We start from the raw sequence: 22,945 nt of genomic DNA, 5'->3' as shown, positions 1-22,945 counted from the left end.
TTTTTTCTCAGTGTGATTCCAGGATTTCTTTGATTTGATCAACCGACAGAACCCGCCCGGACGATTTCAACTTTTCATCAATCACCAGTGCCGGTGTTATCATTACACCATACTTCTGATATTCTTTCCAGTCACTTATTTTTTCGATATCATAATCTATATTCAACGTTTTCGCCGCTGCTTCGGCATGTTGCGCCAGTTTATGGCATTTGGGGCATCCGCCACCCAGAATTTTAATGTGTTTCATAAGACCTCCGATTAGGTTAAGGTTGAGCCATCAATAACCGACTTATCAATATTTAATCCAGCCATATATCTGTCATTACAAAAGGAACCTAAACTCCATTTTTCAAAGCATGCCAAAAATCATACCACTGATTGTGGCCATCACAATGACCAAAAAGATAAACACCCCCGTTTTTATGGTCCCCAATACGCTGCGGATTACCAACATGTTGGGCAGGCTCAGGGCCGGACCCGCAAGCAATAGCGCAAGGGCTGGTCCCTTCCCCATGCCGGCACCCATGAGTCCCTGAAGGATGGGAACTTCCGTCAGTGTGGCGAAATACATAAAGGCTCCGGCGAAAGAGGCGAAGAAATTGGCCCACAGAGAATTACCGCCAACGGCACCTTCCACCCAGGCTGAAGGAATCAATCCTTCATGACCGGGTCGGCCGAGCAATGCACCGGCAATTAAAACACCAAACAAAAGCAGAGGCAGAATTTGTTTGGCAAATTCCCAGGAGGCACTAAACCAGTCCGAGGTTTCACCCTTATCCGTACTTGTGAATGCCGAAAGGCCAATCATACCGGCAGCAAAAGCCAGAACCGGCTGATCCGGATACAAAAATCCCAAGAATACAACCGGAACGGCTGTAACGGCGACTTTCCACCAGGCAAGATTGAACCAAAGGACCAGCATCACGGCAAGTCCGGCAGAAAAGAGAGCTGTTACAATCCATTTGGCCTGATAAATTGCAGCCCAGATTCCTGTATTTGCAGCCGGAGTACCCCAGTTGGCAAAGACAAGGATTCCCACAAGTGAAACAAAAAAGAGAATATTCTGAAACCCCTTTCGTGAATCACCGTTTTCGGGGATGGCCATTTCTGCATCAACCCGGTCATTCTCTTCCTTTCTGAAAATCACATGCATCAGAAGGCCGATCACAATGCTAAAAATAATGGCTCCCACCGCCCGGGCAATCCCCATTTCAAGTCCCAAAACACGGGCTGTAAGAATGATCGCCAACACATTAATGGCCGGACCAGAGTACAGAAATGTCGTTGCAGGTCCCAATCCGGCCCCCATTCTGTAAATTCCGGAGAAAAGAGGCAGGACGGTGCAGGAACAAACAGCCAATACGGTTCCGGATACGGACGCCACACCATAGGCTACAACTTTTTTAGCCTGTGCTCCCAGGTATTTCATGACTGCACCCTGGCTGATAAACATAGAAATGCCACCTGCTATAAAAAAGGCCGGAATCAGACAGAGCAACACGTGTTCACGGGCGTACCATTTGACCAGTTCAAACGCCTCAAGTACGGCATTGTCAAAGCGGGGATGTCCCACAGGCAGGTAGTATAAGACAAGAAAAACAGATACAATCCACAAAAGCGGCTTCCACTCCCGTTTCCAGATCATATTACGCTTCCTTTTCAGAATGAATCCGGTCCACCAAAGACGATTGTTCTTCCAGTTTGGATTCAATAATATTCAGTGCACATTCCGTAAATTGTAAAATACAGGCTGTTTTCAGATGGTAAAAGACCTGTTTCCCCCGTTTCTCGTCACTCACGATCCCTGCCTCCTTCAAAATGGACAAATGTTTAGAAATGGTAGAAAAATCCGCATCAATTTTCCGGACAAATTCACACACACATTTTTCCCCATGTAACAACTGCTCAGCCATGTATAAACGGGTGGGATGAGCCAAAGCTTTTAAAATGTGTGCCTTTGCTTCATATAATTTTTTTTCATCTTCGAGCATCTTTCCTCCAATACTTGGTAAGTTTACCAAATGACTAATTATAAATCAAGAAATATGCTTTCTTCACAAAATAAAAAAAATCATCATTCAGAATTCAGAATTAGTCTGATCGTTGTCCCTTCTCCCTCTTTGGATTGGTGGACAAAGATCCGTCCGTGATGATATTCCTCAAAAATCCGTTTGGTCAGGGAAAGTCCCAGTCCCCACCCCCGTTTTTTCGTACTGTATCCCGGCTTAAAAATGGTCTTCCAGCGGGACTCTGGAATACCTTTCCCTGTATCACTCACATCGATGATAATTTTTTGTCCGTTCTGATCTTTCACATGCACTTCCACCTGTCCGGCATTGTCACCAATGGCATCCACGGCATTCTTTATCAGATTCTCCATCCCCCATTCAATCAAATCCATGTTTCCCCGGATTTGCCGGTTTGTTTCAACATGAAACGTAATTTTTAACTGTCTGTTCTTTTGGGGAATACGCCTTTCCATATACTGCCTGACATGATTCATCACATCCTGTAAATCAATGGTCTTTTGCTGTACCCTGGATCCAATTTGTGAAAACCGGTTTGAGACCTTTTCAAGTCTATGAATATCCACATCCATTTCATCAAAAATCTCGTGATGCCTGTTAAATGTCTCGCGGGCTAAAGCTAACCAGCCCATCAAAGAACTGATTGGTGTCCCCAACTGGTGTGCCGTTTCCTTGGCCATACCGACCCAGATGAATTTTTTTTCACTGCTCCGGATATATTGGAAGACCATGAAACCAATAAATATCAGCAGAATAGCACCACCCAGTTCAATATAGGGCATCCACTTTAAACGACGAATGGTAGGACTATCCCCATAATGGATATATCCTACAATCAGGGTATCGTAGGTAAGGGGCACCGGCTCTGTAAATCGATCCATCACATGGACTCTTTCGATGAGGGCTTTATGAACCGTCGGAGACATACGTGTCGTATCTGGAATACCAGGAACATTTTTCCAGGCACTGATCTCATGATTTTGACGGCCTGTAACAACAATTGGAAAAGAGATGCGTGTTAAAATTTCATCAAATAAAAAACTGAAATCGGTAAAATCTTCCTCGCTGGCAATCCGGGCATACAATTCCGTGTAAAACAGGAGAACATCCTTTGCCTCCCGCCGTAATTCATGCACGTTTTTCTGGGAATAAAAAAGAACTCCCAGGATGAAAAGAAAAGAAACAAAAGCCAGTAACATTTTTATGCGGAGGGAATGAATCATGATATGAAACCCTGCTTTTTATTTTAATACGATAAGTTACACATATTCGTGCCCCGATAAAAATTTAACGCATATAAATTCCCGTGATTTGTTTCCCCCTTGATACCGGATTAAAGTTCTCCTAATTTTTATCTAAATACGAATCATAAAAAGAAGGAGCACGTGCCATGGATCATTACGAGTATACCATGGATAAGGCCGTCGATTTAAGGGCCGAGCAAAAGAAAACATTGGAAACTCCGGTGATGAAGGCAAACCTGATTTTAAAATCCATGTACCTGATGATGGATATTTTGTACGGCTTTAAACGGACACTCCCCAAGTTCATGATTATTGAAGTCCTGGCCCGGTATCCCTATTGGGCATGGGAAAACGGCGGGTATAAAATTGTCACGAAATCCCATACACGCTCACGCTGGGCGAAACGTGTTGAATCAAATATGGCTCTGTTCCTGATTGATCTTGGCCGGGAATCCCAGGACAATGAGCAGTGGCATCTGATGTTGATTCAGGATATCATGAAACAGAAGGGACTCCATCTCGGATGGTTTAAAAAGGTCTTTCTTCCCCGTATCATGGCAGGAACCTACTACTATCTGACACGCATCATGTGGTGGATGAACCCTGCTTGGAGTTTCCGGATGAATGCTGCTTTTGAATCCCATGCAGAGCATGAATACATGAAGCTTGTTTTGGAACATCCTGAATGGGAAGATGAACCGGTTGAGAGTGAATATTTTGAATTCTATCCAAAGCAGAAATCCATGGCAGACCTTTTCCGCCGGATAGGTCTGGACGAACGGGACCACATGTATCATTCCCTGGAAGGTGTGGATAGATGGAAGGAAACGAGGGTCTGAGAGTACGAGGAGGTGATGGAGAGAGGGAGAGAATCCTCCCGCTGAGTGCGCGAAGGCACAGAGAAAAAGAAAGCACAAGGGTACGAGGAGGTGATGGAGAGAGGGAGAGAATCCTCCCGCTGAGTGCGCGAAGGCACAGAGAAAAAGAAAGCACAAGGGTACGAGGAGGTGACGGAGAGAGGGAGAGAATCCTCCCGCTGAGTGCGCGAAGGCACAGAGAAAAAGATAGCACAAAGGAACGAAGACACGTGGGGGAAAGAGATTGGTTGATTGAATGATTGAAATGAACAAAAAAATAAAATATTCAAATTGTGCAGAAGGATTTTGCGACCGTATTTTCATATTTGCATGTATTTAATTATTATATTGTGTTTTATCAGCGAGGTTGCATGGGGACAGGTAAAACATGCCAGGGATTATGGGATAGAAAGCAGTTTTTCAAGCCCGGAAAATATAATGCCATAACAGAGGTGCCGGGCGTAAAAATCGGGCATACTACACTTTATTCAGGAGATGATATCCGCACTTATTTAAACACCATCCAATCTGCTACCAAAAACTCTTTCAGGAGAAAGACCCGCAACTATCTTTATCAATGATAGATGCAGCAATAAATAATAAATGAACTTTTATTTAGTCCAATATTTACAAAACCATCATGGACTCAACCGGTATTTTGGGAACCAGTCCACGTTCAGAAGCCATGGAGAGGAACCGCCGAATCGCCTCCCGCCCTCTTTCACCATAGTCAATGGTTAAATCGTTGACATACATGGAAACGAATTCACCGGCCCGCTGTGTATCCATTTCTCCGGCATATTTCATGGCATAGGAAAGGGCTTCTTTCTTATGTTCAATGGCGTACCGGATCGCCTCACGAAGAATTGCATTTAATTCCTGCATCGTTTTTTGTCCAAGATCCCGCCGGACCACATTCCCTCCCAAAGGAAGAGGCAGGCCGTCTGTCAGCTTATACCACCATTCTCCAAGATTGATCACCGAATATAAACCCCGGTCTTTCCAGGTCAGTTGGCCTTCATGGATCAGGAGTCCGGCATCCACCTTCCCCTTCTCAACACCCTCCATGATCCTGTCAAAAGGCATAACCACCGTTTTAATGTGGGGATTCCAAAGCTTCAGAGCCAGGTAAGCCGAAGTTTTCAAGCCAGGAACAGCCACGGTTAATTGTGTCAAAGCATCAGGTTCTACAGGTTCTCGCGTAACGACCATGGGACCGTAATTATCCCCCATGCTGGCACCACAGGTCATCAGGGCATACTTATCGGCAATGTAGGGAAAGGCATGGATGGATACGGCGGATATTTCAAAACGACCGGTTTCCGCATCATCATTCAGAGACTGAATATCATGAAGATAATGATCAAACACATAGCCCCGTGTATCGATCTTTTCTGCGGCGAAGGCATAGAACATAAAGGCATCATCAGAATCCGGGCTGTGGGCAATTATGATTTTTTTCCGCATGGTTTCTCTCCGCTTTACATTTTTTATCACCTGAAAAGTCTTTTAAATTCGCACATGTTCATGAGAAAAACAAATGATGGGAATTCTTTTTTGGCCCTGACGGGGAATCTCTTCTTTTTTCAGGTCTCCCATGCTTTGTTTCAGGTTTCCCTCATTTGGGCTGTGTTGGACATCAGCGGATCAAAACAGACGACAGGGCTTCTGGCCTCGGCCGTTTATCTGCCTTACCTCTTTTTCAGTCTTCCGGCCGGCATCTTTGCAGACGGAAGGAGCAAAGTCAGCATTATCCGCTGGGTCTGCCTCCTGGAGGCCGGGATTGTTCTGCTCATCCCCTTGTTACACAGTCTGGACAACCTGTCCATTCGCATGATGGGAATCATTGCATTTATCCTGACCAGTGTGGCAGCCTTTTACAATCCCTCCCGCGATTCATTGATTCCTCTTTACCTGCCTGAATCCAAACTCCTCCGGGGGAACACCATCGTTCAGGTGACCATTCAGATCGCCTTTATTCTGGGACCGGTCCTTGCCGGATACCTGATTGACCTGATGGGAGCCGTACAGGTGTTTATGTTAATCGGAGTCCTCTTTCTGTTCGCCTTTATCACAGGATTCCTGATGAAACACCCAGCCCTGGAAAAAGATATCCAGATCCAATCCCTGGATATGCGGACACTGACGGATATTCTGGACACTCTTAAAAACGACCCTGTTTTAATCTGGTTGTTGATTATCACCGTGGTGGATAATCTCTTCATTATGGGTCCGGCCGTTGTGGGTATGGCTATCCTGGTCCGGGAAGTTTTTAACGGCAGCGCATCCGACTGGGCATTATGTGAAACGTTTTTGTCTATCGGGATGATTATCACCTCTCTTTTTCTCATGAAATGGGGACGGAAAATCCCCCTGGGAATCATGCTTATAACCGGTATCATCATGGATGGACTCACATACATCCCGGTCAAGTGGGCAAGCACCATTCCCCTTCTCTGGGCCATTATTTTCTTTCATGCCCTTTTCATCCCCCTCATTATTGTCGGCAGAACCACCCTCATTCAAAAAAGAGTCCCCCATTCCCTTCAGGGACGTTTTTTTAGTCTGATTTCCATTTCCGTCGTCGGGTTGACAGCTGTATCCACCGCCTTGACGGGACTTGCTACCGAATATATTCCTGTCCAGGATCTTTTTGCATATATCGGGATACTGGCAGCCGCCACAGGAGGTGCTGCTCTTTTTTATAAACCCCTGAGAACATTACAAAACACATAACAGAAATACTGCACACAATGGAAGAAACACTTAAAATCATACTCCTTGCCATCACAGGACTGGCCGCTGGTTTCATCAATGTCAACGCAGGGGGAGGATCAACCATCACCCTGCCGGCCCTGATTTTTCTCGGACTGGACAGCACCCTTGCCAATGGGACAAACAGGGTGGGTATTCTGTTTCAAAATGTATTTGCCGTACAATCTTTCCGGAATCAGGCTGTGCACCATACCCGTGAAAGTCTCAAACTCTCTGCTGCCACCCTGCCCGGTGCCATTCTGGGATCTTTCCTCTCCATCCAAATATCAGATGTATGGTTTGAACGGCTGCTGGCCATCATTATGGTAGGAATTGTCATCACCATGATAATCCCCCAGAAAAAAATTGCATATGAACGGACAGCTCCACATCCCCAACACCGTTTTGCCGGAATGGCAGGACTCTTTTTTATCGGTTTTTATGGCGGGTTCATCCAGGTTGGTGTGGGCTTTCTACTCATGGCTGTTTTGTATCATGTTCTTAAACTGAATCTTGTATATGTAAATATGCACAAGGTGTTTATTGTAGCCATTTACACGATTCCCTCTATCATTATTTTTTCACTCTCCGGTAATATTCACTGGATGTATGGATTGATCCTGGGTATTGGAAATGCCATTGGCGCCTGGTGGGGTGCGAAAATTCAGGTCAAAGGCGGTGAAACGATCATTAAAGCTATCCTTGCCGTTGCCATTCTGATGATGGCAATAAAATTAATTTTGTAGAGTGGAGAGTGGAGAGTGATGAGTGGTAGCGGCAGGACACGTCCTGCCGCTGAGTACAAGTTATGAGTGGAGAGTTTGATTGAGTGCGTTAGATACGTTTTTCGTTATTGACTATCTTTTAGGGTGGAATGATGAAGGCTGCTTTTTGATGTGAGAATGATGGATCTTAAGATTTTTATAATTTCATGACAGGGATATTCCAGGTTTGATATGATTTCATGATTGTAATCCGTCCGTTTTAATATTTGAATCCAATAGAAGGCTTCATTCGCTTCTTTCAAAGCAAGAGTCATTTTATGAATAAAGTCTTTCCGGGATGAAGCATTCAGAGCTTCTGATACATTGGCTCCAATAGATGTTCCGGCTCTTTTAAGCTGACGGGATATATCGTATTCATGCTTTTCCTGATTCAAAAATTGAGATGCCCTGACAACATTCACCGAGAAATCCAGGGTTTTTTCTGCAATGATACTTTTAGCCATGAAAAAAGTAATACAATTCATGCACACAAACAAAATAATATTAAACATCATATATTAACAGATAACGATAAAATGCCTTTTTTACGGTATAAACGTTTTCCCAATCATCAAGTATCGCCAATACATAAAAAACTACTCAGGTCCACAAAACCAAACTCAAAACTCTCAACTCAGACTCAGCGGCAGGACACGTCCTGCCGCTACCACTCACCACTCATCACTCTCCACTCTTAAATAAGTATTCCCGCCAACGTCGCGGTTGTCCAGCTCGCCAGTGCGCCGCCAAACATGGCTTTCAAAGCCACTCTGGAAAGATCGGCGCGGCGGCCGGGTGCCAGGGCACTGATTCCCCCCAGCTGAATGGCAATGGATGAGAAATTGGCAAATCCGCATAACGCATAGGTGGAAATAATCTGAGCCCTTTCTCCTAATACATTTGCATGAATATAGGTCCCCAGGTTGCCGTACGCCACAAATTCATTCAAGGATAGCTTAATTCCCAGCAGGTTTCCCACAAGGTGGGCTTCATTCCAGGGGACACCCATGACAAAGGCAAGGGGCCTTAAAAGGTTTCCAAAGAGTGTTTTGAGGGAACCGGGAAAAATGCCGGCATATTCTTTTGTGATGGGTGATGAAACAGTTTTGGCGGTATACTCGTAGATGGCACCTCCCAGGAGTTTTCCATCGATCAGCATATCCAGCCAGTTTAAAAAGACATCAATCACAGCAATTAACGCAATAAATCCCAGGAGCATGGCTCCCACATTCACTGCCAGTTTCAACCCGTCGGTAATTCCCGAAGCAGCGGCATCAATCACATTGGCATTCCGGGGCATTTCCGGCATCTCTACCGTTCCGGCGGTTTTGGATTCCTGGGTTTCGGGAAAGATAATTTTTCCCATTACCAGAGCCGCCGGTGCGGACATGACACTGGCAGCGATCAGGTGACCCGCATTGACTCCCATGGCAATATAACCGGCCAGAACACCGCCGGCAATGGTGGCAAAACCACCCACCATAATGGTTAAAAGTTCACTATTCGTCATATCCTTAATAAAAGGCTTGATCAAAAGGGGTGCTTCTGTTTGCCCAACAAAAATATTTGCCGAACAGCTAAGGGTTTCAGCCCCTGATGTACCCATGGTCCATTGCATAAAACGGGCCATGGCCACAATCACCTTCTGCATGACCCCCAGATGGTAGAGAATACTCATAAATCCTGCAAAAAAGACAATTGTGGGGAGCACCTTAAAGGCAAACTGATATCCAAATCCGGGCCAGGTATCCACTGCCGGGAAAAAATATTGCGATTCAATCAAATTCCCGAAAAGAAAAGCAGCCCCATAGTTGGACATATTCAGGAATTCGGCCACTTTGTCACTGAAGGACTGGAATATCAGTTCTCCGTCATACCCCCGGCTTATGGGAAGGGTAAAAAGAGCTACGGTGAAAAGTCGGGAAAGGGTTTGGGAAAAGGACTGATTTTTCAGTTTTTTAAAGAGGATGATTCCAAGCAGTAACAGGATTAAAACCAGGGCACCATGGGCAATTTTATACACAAAAAACCAGGCAATGCCGGGAATAAGCGTCCAACCCAGCCCTTTCAGGACCGCCAGACTCCTTTTTTCCGGTATCACCAAATCATCCTTAAACTGATACAGAACAATAAGAAGGGCCAGGACTCCCATTCCCATAAAGCTGAACAGGCCTTTTTGAAGAATAATCACGGCAAAAAGCAATTGCAGGCCCATCCCCCAAATGACGGTGCGAATTTGGATTTTTTTTCGTTCATAAGACATCAGCCAGGCGATAAAGAGCAGGATAAACATTCCAAGGAGACTAATCAGTTTCATAAGAGATCCTCTTTAAAAAAAATTATTCATCTTTCGGAGGTTCAAAACAGTGGCGGCACCGGGCTTCATAAATTTCATCGGCACCCACTTCCACCAGTTTATCCGAACGGGTTAACCGTTGTGTATAATTTGCAGGAGCCCCGCAGCGCATACAGATGGCCAGGGGTTTGGTAATATATTCCGCCAAAGCCAGAAGTTCGGGCATGGGAGGAAAGGGACGGCCCCGGTAGTCCTTATCCAGGCCGGCAATAATCACCCGTTTCCCGCTGTCTGCCAGCTTTTGGGCAATCTCCACAATATCCGTACTTAAAAACTGCACCTCATCAATCCCGATCACCTGGGCAAAAATGGCATGCTGCAGGATATCCTCCGGCTTATCAATGACAATGCTGGGCAATTGCAACTGGCTGTGACTGACAATATTTTCATCATCATAGCGGTTGTCTATCCGGGGTTTGAATACCACAACCTTCTGTTTGGCAATTTGTGCCCGGCGCAATCGCCGGATGAGTTCTTCTGTTTTTCCGCTGAACATACTGCCGCAGATCACTTCGATCCAACCGCCTTTGTGAGGATACCAGTCACCGACCATGAGCTTCCCTTAATAACCATTTAATTTTCGTTTTCAACACATCTATCGCCACATAATTTTCCGCTCCCTGAGGAATGATAATATCCGCGTACTTTTTGCTCTGTTCCACGAACGTTTCGTGCATGGGGCGGACCGTTTTATAATATTGGGTAATCACATTTTCCACGCTTCGCCCCCGCTCATGAATATCTCTCTGCAAGCGGCGGATAAAGCGCACATCCGCATCGGTATCCACATAGATCTTAATATCCAGAAGAGACCTCAATTCAGGATTATCCAGAATCAGGATGCCTTCCAGGATAATCACCGGTTGGGGATAAATCCGGCGGGTTTCTTTCATCCTGGAATGGGTTTTATAATCATACTGGGGAGCTTCAACCGGTTCACCTTTTCTGAGGGTTTTCAGCTGATCGATAAGGAGGGAAAATTCTACAGAATCGGGATGGTCAAAATTCCAGTCCGATGCCTTAATCCGGGAATCTTCCGGAATATTCCGGTAGTACCAGTCCTGTTCAATAACAATGGCACCCTTATCTTTAAAATCCCGGGCCAGTGCACTGGCGACGGACGTTTTACCGGATCCGCTGCCTCCTGCCAGACCGATGACAACACACGATGTATTACCCATGTTTCAAATTTTTCTCATCAAAGGCAGCCGGCAAAAGTTCTGACGTTTTCATCTGCCGGGTCACCGTTCCTGATTCATCCACCATAATCACGTCAATATCACCACAGATATCCCAAAGGACCTGTCTGCAGGCACCACAGGGACTCACACCACCGGGACTTGCCACCACCAGGCGACGGAAGGTATCCTCCCCTTCGGCAACCGCCCGGGCTACGGCATTCCGTTCGGCACATACAGAGAGTCCGTACGAACTGCTTTCAATATTGACACCGGTGTAAATTTTCCCATCCTTTCCTTCCAGGGCTGCACCTACATGAAAACGGGAATAGGGCGCATGGGCTTTTTCTCGTACTTCACAGGCTGTCCGGATTAATACGTCTTCATGCTTCTCTTTCATGTAACCGATCCTGCCTTTTATTCAATAATGTGAAATTTAACGATTTTTTTTCGCTCATGCCCTGCATTATCCCGAAGAATCCATTCCAGGATATGCTCACCTGCCGGCAGCTGCCGGGGCATATCTACTGAAACAATTCGGGTGGGACCATTGTAATAGTATATCATCCATGTTCCGTTTAACGTGACCACAAGATTTCCCGCATCTATACCGCTCAGATTATCCGAGACTTCAACCCAGGCTTTATTCAGATCCTTCAAATAATATTGTCCCCCATTACCCGGAAAGACTTTTTCAAATACCGGCGGTTCCAGGTCTCTCATCAAAGCATAAGTCCCGCAAGACCGCGTGCGGGCCCGGTAATAGTCTTTTTCAGGTTCCGGATCCTGGCTGACAAGTGACCATTTTCCATCCCCTTTTGCCCGGTATAAACCGGTCTGAGAATGCCAGGGATAGGTGGGATCAGTCCGGAGTGCGATTTCCAGGGCTCCGTTTAAAGGCTGATCCATGGGATGAAGAGAATAGATCTTTGAAATGATCTCTCCCCCTTCAGGATCCTTTTCTTTTTCCTCCGTGCTGATCCAGGATATGATATCCCGAAAAAAAGTCTTTTCAGGGATGACAACCCCAAACTGTTCATCATCGGAACGGAATGAGATTCTTTCTGTTGTTTTCACCACATGAGGAGAAATATTCCATACCGTTTCCCATTCATTGAGATGATAATCATATATGTTTAATTTGTGGTATGATTCAAATTCATCCGGGGGAATCAACGCTGTCCTTGCATAACTAGCCGTTACCGCCTCCCAGCCCAGCGGTGTACAGGCCCTTCCCTCAAGAGACAAAAGTAAAGATGGGGGGAGAACCATGTTGGATTTAATTTCAAAGAGGATGCCTGCAGAAAAATGGCGGGGAACAACCTGGATTGCTCCTTTCGGATAGCTTTCAGGATTGTAAAAATGTTTTAATAGGGGTGGCGGAACCGGTCCATGTTTTGGGATGACCCTTAGCAGAAGGGCACAGTTTTCTTCCTCTGCTTTAATTTTCAGGTTTCCGTTTACCAGGGTCCCAAGGGTTCTGTTGACGTGTGCTTCTTTATGTCCGTAAGGATTATACCGTTCAATAACGAGTTCGGCATTGGGATATTTTTCAAGGTAGCATGAGTCCACGGAAACAGTATAAATATCTTCCTGTTTATCCACCTGACAGGGATTATCAGGAGTTTCAACACCTTTCAGGGTAATTTTTACACCGCTACGGTTTCCATTGGCATCCCGGACCTGGATCACACAGGTGTGAACCCCTTCTTCCACCGTCAGGTATCCCCCGTTTTCACTGCGGTAAAAGGAGAGATCCTCAGTACTTTCAAAAGTAAATAAGCGATAAAAATTCCCATTCCCCTCGTATAACAGGCGGTAGTTTCTATCCTCATGCATCCAGTGGGTCTGATCCCAGTTCAATCGATCAAAACGACTTTCAAAAAGATCCTTCCCATCCAGGTAAAGACTGATGGAATAGACCCCGTTTTTGTTATGGGGATAATTTCCCCGATCCCAGGTTTTTAAACTGATGCCGAAGGTCCCGTGAAGATATACCGTATCATTCAGGGTGTACGTGTTCCCTTTATCCAGGATCAGAGGAAAAATCCTGCCATCCGGTGAACCATTGACCCGGGCACCCGAACTCAGGGGGATAAAGGCAATTTCCACCGGTTTCGGAGCTACATCATCTTCAATGGGAAAACCATTCAGAAGGGGATTGATGGGATAATTGGAGGAATCCCGGATTTCAAAATGGACATGGGGAACGACTGTACCTGAATTGCCAGAATAAGCTACAATATCTCCTTTCCGGACAGGGTATTCACCTGGATTTAAAACCAGTTCGAGAAACACCTTTTTCGAGGAGAGCTGTTCGCTTTGTACCCGGGAAGCAATCCGGCCGTGAAAAGAATCCAGATGAGCCAGTACGGCAACACGATTGTCTTTCAGACGGATGTACAGGGCTTTGCCATATCCGGTGGGACTCACAAGCACCCGCTCGATATATCCATCCTCGGGGGCAAAACAAGCATAGCCGTTTCGGGCCCAGGTTTTAATGTCAATCCCTGAATGAAAATGTCCGCTCCGGGTTTCACCGAAGGTTCCGCTAAGGAGCCGTGTTGCTTCGGTAGGCCAAAGATAATCCCCGGCAATTCCCAACACAGGAAAAATAAGGAAAATACCTTTCAGTAAAGAGGTAAAGCGCATAAATAATTATTTCTTCTTAAGTTTTAAAAATTTCCGTTTCCCGATTTTAAGCACCGCCTCACCTTTCAAAAGGGGAACCGCCTGGATATCCGTGATTTTTTCACCGTCCAGGGATACGCCTCCCTGTTTCATCAGACGTTTGGCTTCGCCGGATGAAGAAACCTGACCGGCAGCAACCAGGATATCCAAGATTCTCTCATCTGGCGACACGGTGTATTCTTCCATCTCATCCGGCACGCCGCCCTTTACAAAAACCTGGTTGAAATGATTTCTGGCTCTGACGGCATCTTCTTTGGAATGGTAGCGCCGGACCAGATGCCAGGCCAGATCATGTTTGGCATCCCGGGGGTTTTTCCCTGTAGCCAGATCCTTTTTGATTTTCTCAATTTCCCGGGGAGATAAATCGGTTGTCAGGATATAATAACGGAGAATCAGTTCGTCGGGGATGGAAAGTGTTTTACCGTACATTTCTTCGGGAGGATCGGTCAGGGCAATGTAATTTCCCAGGGATTTGGACATTTTTTCCACACCATCCGTTCCTTCCAGAATCGGCATGGTAAGAATCACCTGGGGATTCTGACCGTATTCCCGTTGAATATCCCGGGCCACCAAAAAATTAAATTTCTGATCCGTACCGCCAATTTCCACATCAGCCCGAATAGCATAACTGTCATAGGCCTGAGCCAGGGGATACATGAATTCATGGACCGAGATTGGCATTCCCTCCTGATACCGTTTGGCAAAATCGTCCCGTTCAAGCATGCGGGCGACGGTATATTTTGACGATAAAACAATGACATCTTCAAAAGAGAGCTTGTTCAGCCAGTCTGAATTATAATGTATTTCAAGCCGTTGGGTATCGAGAATAATCCCCGCCTGGTCAAAATAGGACTGGGCATTTTCTTTGGTTTCCTGCAGGGTCAGGGCCGGCCGTGTTTTGCTTTTTCCCGAAGGGTCCCCAATCATGGCGGTAAAATCACCAATAATCAACACGGCCTGGTGCCCCAGATCCTGAAAATTTCTCAGCTTGTTGAGCACTACACCGTGGCCGATATGCAGGTCCGGCCGGCTGGGATCAGCACCCAGTTTAATCCGCATAGGTGTGTGGGTTTTGATGGACTGTTCAATTTTCCGGACCATCTCCTCTTCCGGGAGAATTTCTTCTGTCCCCTTTCGGATCAGGTCCATCTGTTCATTCAGTGAAGGAAATGTGGTCATAATCTACCTTTTCTGTTTCATCATCCGCTCCATGGTCCGTTGGGATTCTTTCTCCGCCAGATCCCTCCGTTTGTCATAGAGTTTTTTCCCTTTTACCAGAGCAATTTCCGCTTTCAGGTGATTTTTATTCCAATAGACTTTCAGGGGAACAATCGTGAGTCCACCCTCATCCTTTTTCTTTCGCAGCTTTCTTAGTTCATCCCGGTGAAGCAGAAGTTTCCGGGGCCTTAGGGGATCATGTTCTTCATATCCCAGGTGAGAATAGGGGGCAATATGACACTGAAGGAGGTAGAGCTCTCCCTCCTGAAAGTAACAATAGGCTTCTTTCAAACTGATTTTTCCTTCCCGGATGGATTTTACTTCCGATCCCTTGAGGGCCAGACCGGCTTCCAGGGTTTCCAGAATATGATAATCATGAAAAGCCCGCTTATTTGTCACGACTGTCTTAATCATCGGTGGAATTTAAAGGGAAAAGTGGAGTTTACCAATCACTTAGCGATAGGTAAGGACCCGGGGTATTTGTTCCGAATTCCCATTGAGGATCATGCCCACGAGTCCATAACAGGTGACGAGAAAACTTCCCCCATAGCTGAGAAAGGGGAGGGGTTTCCCTGTCACCGGCAGAAGTCCGACGGTCATGCCAATATTGATGAAAAAGTGGAACAGCAAAACCACGGTTGCCCCCACAATAAGCATGGCTCCGAACTTGTCCCGGGTCTGATAAGCCATCCGGAACCAGCGGGTAAAAAGGGTAAAGAAGAGAATAAAGAGAATCACAACCATTATGAAGCCCAGCTCTTCGGCGATGACAGAAAAAATGAAATCTGTATGTTGTTCAGGCAGAAAGCGCAAATGGGTCTGGGTTCCGGCCATGAAGCCTTTACCCCGGAGTCCACCCGAGCCGATGGCAATTTGCGACTGCAGTACCTGATAACCGGCGCCCAGAGGATCCAGTTCGGCATTGAACATGGTGAGAATCCGGATTTGTTGGTAGGGTTTTAAATGATTCCAAATCAGGGGTGTAATCAGACCGGCAACAATATTACCGATAAAAATCCCAACAGATGCAAAAATATTCGTCTGGTTAAAAAAGATAATCAACCCCAGGAGGATACCCCAGATGGTAAATGCCGTCAGATTGAAAGCTGCCACAACAGTAATCATGGGAGCAATCAGCAGAAAAATGTAATAAACCCGGTAACCCGATGCGTAAAGCATACCAATAAAAACGGCAAGATATACAAGAGATGTCCCCAGGTCTGGTTGGATAAACACCAGGATAAAGGGAAGAAGCGTTAAAATCAAGGGTTTAAAGACATACCGGAAAGTATCGGTGGAATTTTTCGTGGTGGAAAAATACCGGGCTAAAATGAGGATGAGAAAAAACTTCATGAATTCAGAGGGTTGAACTCTGACAATTTTCAAATCGATCCACCGGTTTGTTTCAGCAATGGTGCCAGATGTGAAAAAAGGAATCAGTAACAGCAAAACACCGGCAATATAAAAAAACCAGGCATTGCTCAGTAAAAATTGTTTGGGTGTTATGTAAATCAGCACAAAAAAACCGAGCCCCAAAAAGAGTGCAATCAGCTGGATTACAAACTGGAGGGACCATCGAGCTGTTTCACCTGCACTGGACGCACTGTATATTGAAAAGAGTCCAATAATGGTCAGCGCCAGGACAATCACCAATGTCAGATAATCCAATTCTGATAATTTTTCTCTCAGATGCCGGATATAATTCATTAAAAAGCGCTCACTTTCCAAAAATAATCAAAAATTTTCCGGGCCATGGGAGCCGCAGAACCACTGCCGGATTTCCCGTTTTCAACGAAGACGACAATGGCGTACGGAAATTGTGTATCTTTCACAAAACCGATAAACCATCCATGCGCTTCTCCATGGGGATTCTGGGCGGTTCCGGTCTTTCCGTATACCTCAAGATGGGGAATATTTGCCACTTTGGCTGTCCCGTTTTCACCAGCCACAACCCGTCGCATGCCTTCGTGGATCACATCCCAAACCTGAGTATGGACACCCTGCACAGTATCCTCCGGAAAAGAGAGCATCCGGAGTTTTTCTTCTTTTTTATCATAGATTGCCCGGCCCACATGAGGTGTGATAATTTTCCCCCGGGTAGCCAAAATGCATGTATATCGGGCCATGTCAATGGGTGTTACCAACACATCTCCCTGGCCGATCACCATATTCAGCAATAATCCCACCGTCCAGCCGTTACGACCGTATTTTTCATCCAGGTACCGGTTGTCCGGGAGAATACCGGCTTTCTCTTCCGGGATATCAATTCCAGTTAACATGCCGATATGAAAAGTACTTCCATAGCGGTGCCAGCGTTCCAGTCCTACATCCTGAATCAAATTATAAAAATAGACATTACAGGAATTTTCAATGGCGCCGTATAGATCCAGGGTTCCGTGTCCAGCCTCCTTCCAGCATTTGTAAACCCTTCTTCCCAGGCGATAGGATCCGGAACAATGATATTCCCGGGAGGGAGGAATGACATGGTCTTCCAGGGCGGCCACAGCACCGATAAGCTTAAAAATAGAGCCCGGTGGATACAGCCCCTGAACGGTACGGTTAATCAAGGGTTTACACGGATCATTCAGCAAAGCCAGCCAGTCATCCGTCTCAACGGTACCGGAAAAGATCGCCGGATTAAATCCCGGCTGGGAAGTCATGGCCAGGATTTCACCGTTGGTATAATCCAGAACAGTTACGGAAAAGGGGAGGGTATCAGCCAGGGATTCCACATAATTCTGTAAATCCATGTTGATGGTCAGATAGAGGTCATTCCCTGGAACAACCGGAATACTTTTGGAAAAATCCTCACCGAAATCCATGCCATAGGCGTTAATGCGGACATACCGGGTACCATTGGTCCCTTTCAGCTCTTTTTCGTATGATTTTTCAACACCTTTGACACCGATATAATCACCGGGACGGTATCCCTGGCTGCTCAGCAGTTCAACGCTGTTTTTATCGATTTCAGTCGTGTATCCCAAAAGGTGACCTGCCTGAACACCCTGAGCATATTGCCGGGTTGGCCGGGATGTCAGGGTCACACCGGAGAGTTCCAACTGATATTCCTGGATCAGGGAAACAGTCTTGAAATCCAGACTGGAAGCGATTTTTGACGGGCGGTAATACCCGTTCATGTTCTTTTCCATCCGTTCTTTAAGCGTTTCTGCAGGAATATCCAGTATATCCGACAGCACATCCCAGGTATGTTCACTCTGTTTAATTTCGAAGGGATAGACTTCCAGATCATAGTTGGACTGATTGTATACCATCGGCCGGTTGTAGCGGTCATAGATAATGCCCCGGGGTGCCGGAACATTGTATTTACGATACATATTTTCAACAGCTTCGGAAGAAAGATCTGAATATCTGCGAATTTGAAGATCGTAAATTCTGAATAAAAGGATACCAAAAAGGAGGATGGTTATCCCAATGAGGATATAGTACTGGACCGGTGTAAGTGTATTCTCATGTGATTGGGCCATTACTCAGTTTCCGGATAGAGCGGAATAAAATAATTCGCCAGCAAAAAGAGTCCCCCTGTATAGAGAAACTCCGGCAGACTGTAGTTTATCAACACATAATTAAAATCCACAGGCATTTCAATGAAGAGGGCCCAGTTAAAGACGACATGGCTCAGAAAAATCAGGAGGACAGATGAAATGGTTGAAAAAACCCGGACCCGGAGGAAAGACTGATGGATCAATTGAGCCAGAATAAAGCCTGAAAAGGTTTTGATTAGCGGTGAGAGTCCCAAAACCGATGGGTGGAAAAGGACATCCTGTAGGATTCCCAGGAGAAAAGCCGCCCATACGGTTTGGGTGGGAGAAAGGCGGAAAGCCAGATAGATGAGCAGGATGAAGAAAAGATCCGGGCGGATGCCCTGTATATCCAATACTTCATTGAAAAAGAACTGAACGAGAATCGTACCCAGCACGGTAAGTATGAATTTTATATAGGGGTGAGAATTCATTCCAGAATAATAAAAACCTCACGAATTTGGTTAAAGTTGACCAGAAAATCTCCATAGACAATATGGGTAAAGCCATCGGGTGCCGGGGATAATTCACGAATAACCCCGACAGGTAAATCGCCTGGATAAATATCAGACATTCCTGATGTGACCACAAGATTGCCCGGTTGGACGGACATGGTATTGGGAATATCAGCAATAAGGAAGCGGTTGCCTCCATACCACTGGAGGATTCCTTTAGCACCGGAGGGTTCAATGCGAACACTCAGGCGTGAATTGGGATCGATAAGGAGCTGGGCCAGGGATGTGGATTCTCCCGTGTAAAATATTTTACCGATGACACCATCCACATTCATGATGGGGTCATTCACCTGAACACTGTCTTTTTTTCCCCGATTTAATAAGAGACTATTAACACTTTTATGGATTCCCTCTGATAAAACCAGAGCTGAGAGCAGGTTGTATTCGGACCGCTCTTTAAAATCCAGCATGCGTCTCAATCGCTGATTCTCATCGGCCAGAGAAGCAAAACGGGAGGCTTCCTGGCTTAGATGAATCAAACGCCGGCTGAGAATCTCATTGGTTTTGCGGGTTTCCATCAGGTCTCTGAACCAGACCACGGGCTCTTTCACCGGTGCAAGCACATCTCCGGCCCATATTTCCAGATGACGGATTGCCGGATGGGATGTTTTGGTAAAGATAATAAATGACACGAATAAAAGGACTGTAGTAGAAATCTGGAATCGTCTGTTTAAAAAGAAATCTATGATTCTTTTCAGCATTACATCAGTATTTCTCTATATTTACCGACATCCTCCAGCACTTTACCTGTTCCCATGGCAACAGAGAGGAGGGGTTCTTCCGCAACATGGACTGGTAACTCTGTTTCCAGCCGGATACGCTCATCCAGACCCTTTAAAAGCGCACCACCCCCTGTCAGGATAATTCCCCGGTCCAGAATATCGGATGAGAGTTCAGGAGGTGTATTTTCCAGGGTTCGTTTGATACCACTGATCATCACATCCACCGTTTCCCGCAGGCACTCACGGATCTGTTCTGATGTCACATCGATGGTCCGTGGAATACCCACCACAAAATTCCGTCCCTTGACGGACATGGTTTTATCTTCCACTTTTGTTGCAGACCCAATATTCAGTTTAATTTGTTCAGCCGTTCGTTCACCAATCAGCAGATTGTGTTCTTTTCTAAAGTATTGAATAATGGCTTCATTCATCTCGTCTCCGGCAACCCGCAGACTCTCTTTGGTAACCACACCGTTCAGGGCAATGATGGCAATTTCCGTGGTTCCTCCCCCGATATCCACAATCATGTTACCCACTGGTTTGGAAATATCAATGCCGATACCCACAGCAGCTGCAACCGGTTCTTCTATCAGATAAATTTCCCGGGCATTTGCCCGTTCACCGCTCTCTTTCACCGCCCGTTTTTCCACCTCAGTGATTCCCGAGGGGACACAGATCACGATGCGGGGACGCGCAAACCGGGAGATGTTAATCTTTTTGATGAAACCCTGAAGCATGGCATCGGTCATTTCAAAGTTGGCAATCACTCCATCTTTCATGGGGCGCACAACTTCAATATTTGGATGGGTACGTCCCATCATTTCCTTTGCATCATCACCGACGGCAATTACTTTATTGTTGATCGTTGACTTGGCAACAATAGACGGTTCATTGACAACAATGCCTTCCCCACGGACATAGATCAATGTGTTGGCCGTTCCCAGATCAATGGCAATATCGCTGGATAACCATTTGAAAAACGAGAATTTCATGAATATTTCCCACCTCGAGATTTTTATAAGTGACGGGTATTTCTCCAAAAAAGGAGAATACGCCAATTTGGCATAAATTTATACTCTTAAAGAAAAAGATACACGGGAATAATGAGAAAAACAAAAATAATTACTGAAACATCGCTTTGATACTGCCCCATGTGTGCTGGAGAGAGGACACCACCATGACGACCTGAACAGACTGGTCGGAATAAGCGATGCTTTTATCCCGGAAAACAATTTTCAGCCGGTAGTTATACACCATATTGGCTGACTTCCCCAGGATTTTTTCATCAATATAAATATAAGCCCAACCATTTCCGTGGGGCTCGATTTTTGCCAGATCATAATAGGAATCGTTGCTGTTCATGCTACGTTGGATCACAAAATGATCCACATTCTCTTCATGTTTTGTTTGCCATTCCACAACGATTTTGCCGTTTTGAATATAGGCATCAAAAGTCCCGAGACCATTCCATGCAAAAGCACTACTCCAGGCCATCAGCAGGATGGCTGCCACACTCAGGATGTATTTCCGATGAAGTTTTTTCATATCAACGATACAATATAAGTGAGTCCCAATAAGAAAACAAGTATTATTCACAAGACGTGTGTCCACCGTCATAGTTCCCCTTTTATCCACACCTTACAGTGGTTCTGATGGTCATTCAACCCTGTCATTTAATCATGTCCTGAGAAGCGGAATCATTGTAATTTTGCCATGATGGCCGAAGAGACACTTTTTTCACAAAATCAGCGTGTACTACCCCCTTTAGCCGTCCGGATGCGTCCTGCCCGTTTTACCGATCTGGTGGGACAAGCTCATCTCACCGGCGAGGGGAAAATCCTGAACAGGCTTTTCAGGAACCGGGAGATTATTCCCCTGATTTTATGGGGTCCCCCTGGGACGGGAAAAACCACCCTGGCCCGTTTGATGGCAGGTCTCGCCGGGGCGGAGTTTCATGAAATCAGTGCCGTCACCGCCGGCGTAAAAGATGTCCGGGACCTGATCAGAAGCGGCGAGACCAACATGAGCATGGGAAAAAAAACGGTCCTTTTCATCGATGAAATTCACCGCTTCAATAAAGCCCAGCAGGATGCCCTGCTCCATGCTGTTGAAAACGGGAGCCTGGTACTGATCGGTGCCACAACGGAAAATCCCTCCTTTGAAGTTATCTCGCCCCTCCTTTCCCGAATGAAAGTCCTCAAACTGCAACCTCTCTCATCTGAAGAGCTGGAAACTCTTTTAAGCAGAGCTCTGACTTCAGATATTATCCTTTCGAAGTATTCCCTGGAACTGAGTCGTGAAAACAAAGACTTCCTGCTTCGCAATGCAGGGGGCGATGCCCGAAAGATGCTGAATACTTTGGAACTCTGTTTCAAAATGACCCTTTCACGGCAAAGCGGAGCCAAAAAACTCACCATATCCCGTGAGGATATTGAAAATGCCCTTCAGGAAAAAAACCTGCTGTACGATAAAACAGGCGATTATCATTACGATACTATTTCAGCCTTTATTAAAAGCGTCCGGGGCAGCGACCCCGATGCGGCGGTCTACTGGCTGGCTGTGATGCTGGAAGGCGGTGAAGATCCCCTTTTTATTGCCCGGCGCCTGATTATCCTGGCATCGGAAGATATCGGCAATTCGGAACCCCTGGGACTCACGACGGCTGTCAGCGGTTTTCAGGCGGTCCATGCCATTGGAATGCCGGAAGCTGCCATCATCCTGGCCCAGGTGACAACCTTTCTCGCCTCTGCTCCCAAAAGCAATGCTGCCTATCTGAGTATTAAAAAATCACAGGATTTTGTCCGGGAAACCGGTTTTCAAAATGTCCCCCTCCATTTGCGCAATGCCCCCACATCCCTCATGAAAGAAATGGATTATGCCAAAAATTACCAGTATCCCCACGATACCGGGGGATTTGCCAGGCAAAATTATCTTCCGGATCAGCATGCCGGGTTACCTGTCTATAATCCTACAGAAAACGGATATGAGAAATATATCCGGCAACGACTGAAACATTTGTGGCCTGATCGTTTTGATTCCGATAAGTAAAAATTTTTTAAATACGAGCCTCACCAGACTCT

Annotated in this window: 23 protein-coding genes; 4 read left to right on the top strand and 19 right to left on the bottom strand. The window is 45.9% G+C overall.

Annotated features, from left to right (window positions below):
- Positions 1–7: 7 nt before the first annotated feature.
- The 4 genes from strainIA91_RS00885 to strainIA91_RS00870 form a co-directional block, all read right to left on the bottom strand.
- A complete protein-coding gene (locus tag strainIA91_RS00885; RefSeq protein WP_400167208.1) occupies positions 8–247 on the bottom strand; it encodes a thioredoxin family protein in 240 nt (79 codons plus the stop codon).
- A gap of 102 nt (positions 248–349) precedes the next feature.
- The gene (locus tag strainIA91_RS00880; protein WP_400167207.1) at positions 350–1,645 is read right to left on the bottom strand and encodes a permease; all 1,296 of its coding nucleotides are present in this window, start codon (positions 1,643–1,645) and stop codon (positions 350–352) included.
- Between the two features lies 1 nt (position 1,646).
- Positions 1,647–1,991, bottom strand: a complete 345-nt coding sequence (locus tag strainIA91_RS00875; protein WP_400167206.1) for an ArsR/SmtB family transcription factor — start codon at positions 1,989–1,991, stop codon at positions 1,647–1,649.
- A gap of 83 nt (positions 1,992–2,074) precedes the next feature.
- Positions 2,075–3,250, bottom strand: coding sequence for a sensor histidine kinase (locus tag strainIA91_RS00870; RefSeq protein ID WP_400167205.1), 1,176 nt, complete (start codon positions 3,248–3,250; stop codon positions 2,075–2,077).
- Between the two features lie 167 nt (positions 3,251–3,417).
- On the opposite strand from strainIA91_RS00870, the gene strainIA91_RS00865 reads away from it, so the two are divergent.
- On the top strand, positions 3,418–4,110 hold the full coding sequence (locus strainIA91_RS00865; RefSeq protein WP_400167204.1) for an alternative oxidase: 693 nt from the start codon (positions 3,418–3,420) through the stop codon (positions 4,108–4,110).
- Between the two features lie 645 nt (positions 4,111–4,755).
- Here the strand turns inward: strainIA91_RS00865 and strainIA91_RS00860 are convergent.
- On the bottom strand, positions 4,756–5,595 hold the full coding sequence (locus tag strainIA91_RS00860) for a menaquinone biosynthesis family protein (RefSeq protein ID WP_400167203.1): 840 nt from the start codon (positions 5,593–5,595) through the stop codon (positions 4,756–4,758).
- 60 nt (positions 5,596–5,655) lie between these two features.
- Here strainIA91_RS00860 and strainIA91_RS00855 point away from each other — a divergent pair, with 60 nt between their 5' ends.
- Both strainIA91_RS00855 and strainIA91_RS00850 read left to right on the top strand, forming a co-directional pair.
- Positions 5,656–6,864 carry an MFS transporter gene (locus strainIA91_RS00855; protein WP_400167202.1) on the top strand — a complete coding sequence of 403 codons (1,209 nt, stop codon included), beginning with the start codon at positions 5,656–5,658 and terminating at the stop codon, positions 6,862–6,864.
- 17 nt (positions 6,865–6,881) lie between these two features.
- Complete coding sequence (locus strainIA91_RS00850) at positions 6,882–7,628, top strand: sulfite exporter TauE/SafE family protein (RefSeq protein ID WP_400167201.1); 747 nt, start codon at positions 6,882–6,884, stop codon at positions 7,626–7,628.
- Positions 7,629–7,732: 104 nt separating this feature from the next.
- On the opposite strand, the gene strainIA91_RS00845 is transcribed toward strainIA91_RS00850, so the two are convergent.
- From strainIA91_RS00845 to strainIA91_RS00780, 14 genes are all read right to left on the bottom strand, one after another.
- Entirely contained in the window at positions 7,733–8,110 is a 378-nt protein-coding gene (locus tag strainIA91_RS00845; protein ID WP_400167200.1) for a four helix bundle protein, read from the bottom strand.
- Positions 8,111–8,340: 230 nt separating this feature from the next.
- Entirely contained in the window at positions 8,341–9,963 is a 1,623-nt protein-coding gene (locus strainIA91_RS00840; RefSeq protein WP_400167199.1) for a NupC/NupG family nucleoside CNT transporter, read from the bottom strand.
- Positions 9,964–9,985: 22 nt separating this feature from the next.
- Positions 9,986–10,555 (bottom strand): thymidine kinase, encoded by a 570-nt coding sequence (locus tag strainIA91_RS00835; RefSeq protein ID WP_400167198.1) that lies wholly within the window; start codon positions 10,553–10,555, stop codon positions 9,986–9,988.
- Positions 10,545–11,183: a uridine kinase gene (gene udk, locus strainIA91_RS00830; RefSeq protein ID WP_400167197.1), complete on the bottom strand. Its 639-nt coding sequence runs from the start codon at positions 11,181–11,183 to the stop codon at positions 10,545–10,547. The genes strainIA91_RS00835 and udk overlap by 11 nt, the downstream gene beginning before the upstream one ends.
- Positions 11,176–11,580 carry a cytidine deaminase gene (gene cdd / locus strainIA91_RS00825; protein WP_400167196.1) on the bottom strand — a complete coding sequence of 135 codons (405 nt, stop codon included), beginning with the start codon at positions 11,578–11,580 and terminating at the stop codon, positions 11,176–11,178. Before cdd ends, udk begins: the two co-directional genes overlap by 8 nt.
- A gap of 17 nt (positions 11,581–11,597) precedes the next feature.
- A complete protein-coding gene (locus tag strainIA91_RS00820; RefSeq protein WP_400167195.1) occupies positions 11,598–13,832 on the bottom strand; it encodes a M23 family metallopeptidase in 2,235 nt (744 codons plus the stop codon).
- A 6-nt stretch (positions 13,833–13,838) separates the two neighbouring features.
- Positions 13,839–15,050 (bottom strand): tyrosine--tRNA ligase, encoded by a 1,212-nt coding sequence (gene tyrS / locus strainIA91_RS00815; RefSeq protein ID WP_400167194.1) that lies wholly within the window; start codon positions 15,048–15,050, stop codon positions 13,839–13,841.
- A 3-nt stretch (positions 15,051–15,053) separates the two neighbouring features.
- On the bottom strand, positions 15,054–15,503 hold the full coding sequence (gene smpB, locus strainIA91_RS00810; RefSeq protein WP_400167193.1) for an SsrA-binding protein SmpB: 450 nt from the start codon (positions 15,501–15,503) through the stop codon (positions 15,054–15,056).
- 39 nt (positions 15,504–15,542) lie between these two features.
- Positions 15,543–16,817: a rod shape-determining protein RodA gene (gene rodA, locus strainIA91_RS00805; protein ID WP_400167192.1), complete on the bottom strand. Its 1,275-nt coding sequence runs from the start codon at positions 16,815–16,817 to the stop codon at positions 15,543–15,545.
- Entirely contained in the window at positions 16,796–18,574 is a 1,779-nt protein-coding gene (gene mrdA, locus strainIA91_RS00800) for a penicillin-binding protein 2 (RefSeq protein ID WP_400167191.1), read from the bottom strand. Before mrdA ends, rodA begins: the two co-directional genes overlap by 22 nt.
- Entirely contained in the window at positions 18,574–19,062 is a 489-nt protein-coding gene (gene mreD / locus strainIA91_RS00795) for a rod shape-determining protein MreD (RefSeq protein WP_400167190.1), read from the bottom strand. Before mreD ends, mrdA begins: the two co-directional genes overlap by 1 nt.
- A complete protein-coding gene (mreC, locus tag strainIA91_RS00790) occupies positions 19,059–19,844 on the bottom strand; it encodes a rod shape-determining protein MreC (protein WP_400167189.1) in 786 nt (261 codons plus the stop codon). The genes mreD and mreC overlap by 4 nt, the downstream gene beginning before the upstream one ends.
- On the bottom strand, positions 19,844–20,857 hold the full coding sequence (locus strainIA91_RS00785) for a rod shape-determining protein (protein ID WP_400167188.1): 1,014 nt from the start codon (positions 20,855–20,857) through the stop codon (positions 19,844–19,846). The genes mreC and strainIA91_RS00785 overlap by 1 nt, the downstream gene beginning before the upstream one ends.
- Positions 20,858–20,987: 130 nt before the next feature.
- The gene (locus strainIA91_RS00780; RefSeq protein WP_400167187.1) at positions 20,988–21,410 is read right to left on the bottom strand and encodes a hypothetical protein; all 423 of its coding nucleotides are present in this window, start codon (positions 21,408–21,410) and stop codon (positions 20,988–20,990) included.
- Positions 21,411–21,578: 168 nt separating this feature from the next.
- On the opposite strand from strainIA91_RS00780, the gene strainIA91_RS00775 reads away from it, so the two are divergent.
- A complete protein-coding gene (locus tag strainIA91_RS00775; RefSeq protein ID WP_400167186.1) occupies positions 21,579–22,913 on the top strand; it encodes a replication-associated recombination protein A in 1,335 nt (444 codons plus the stop codon).
- The last annotated feature ends 32 nt before the right edge of the window (positions 22,914–22,945 follow it).

This window comes from Candidatus Neomarinimicrobiota bacterium (assembly GCA_041154365.1).
In the GTDB taxonomy this organism is placed as follows: Bacteria; Fidelibacterota; Fidelibacteria; order Fidelibacterales; family Fidelibacteraceae; genus Fidelibacter; species Fidelibacter multiformis.
The sequence above is the reverse complement of the archived record's forward strand: the minus strand, read 5'-3'. Positions and strand labels throughout refer to the sequence as shown.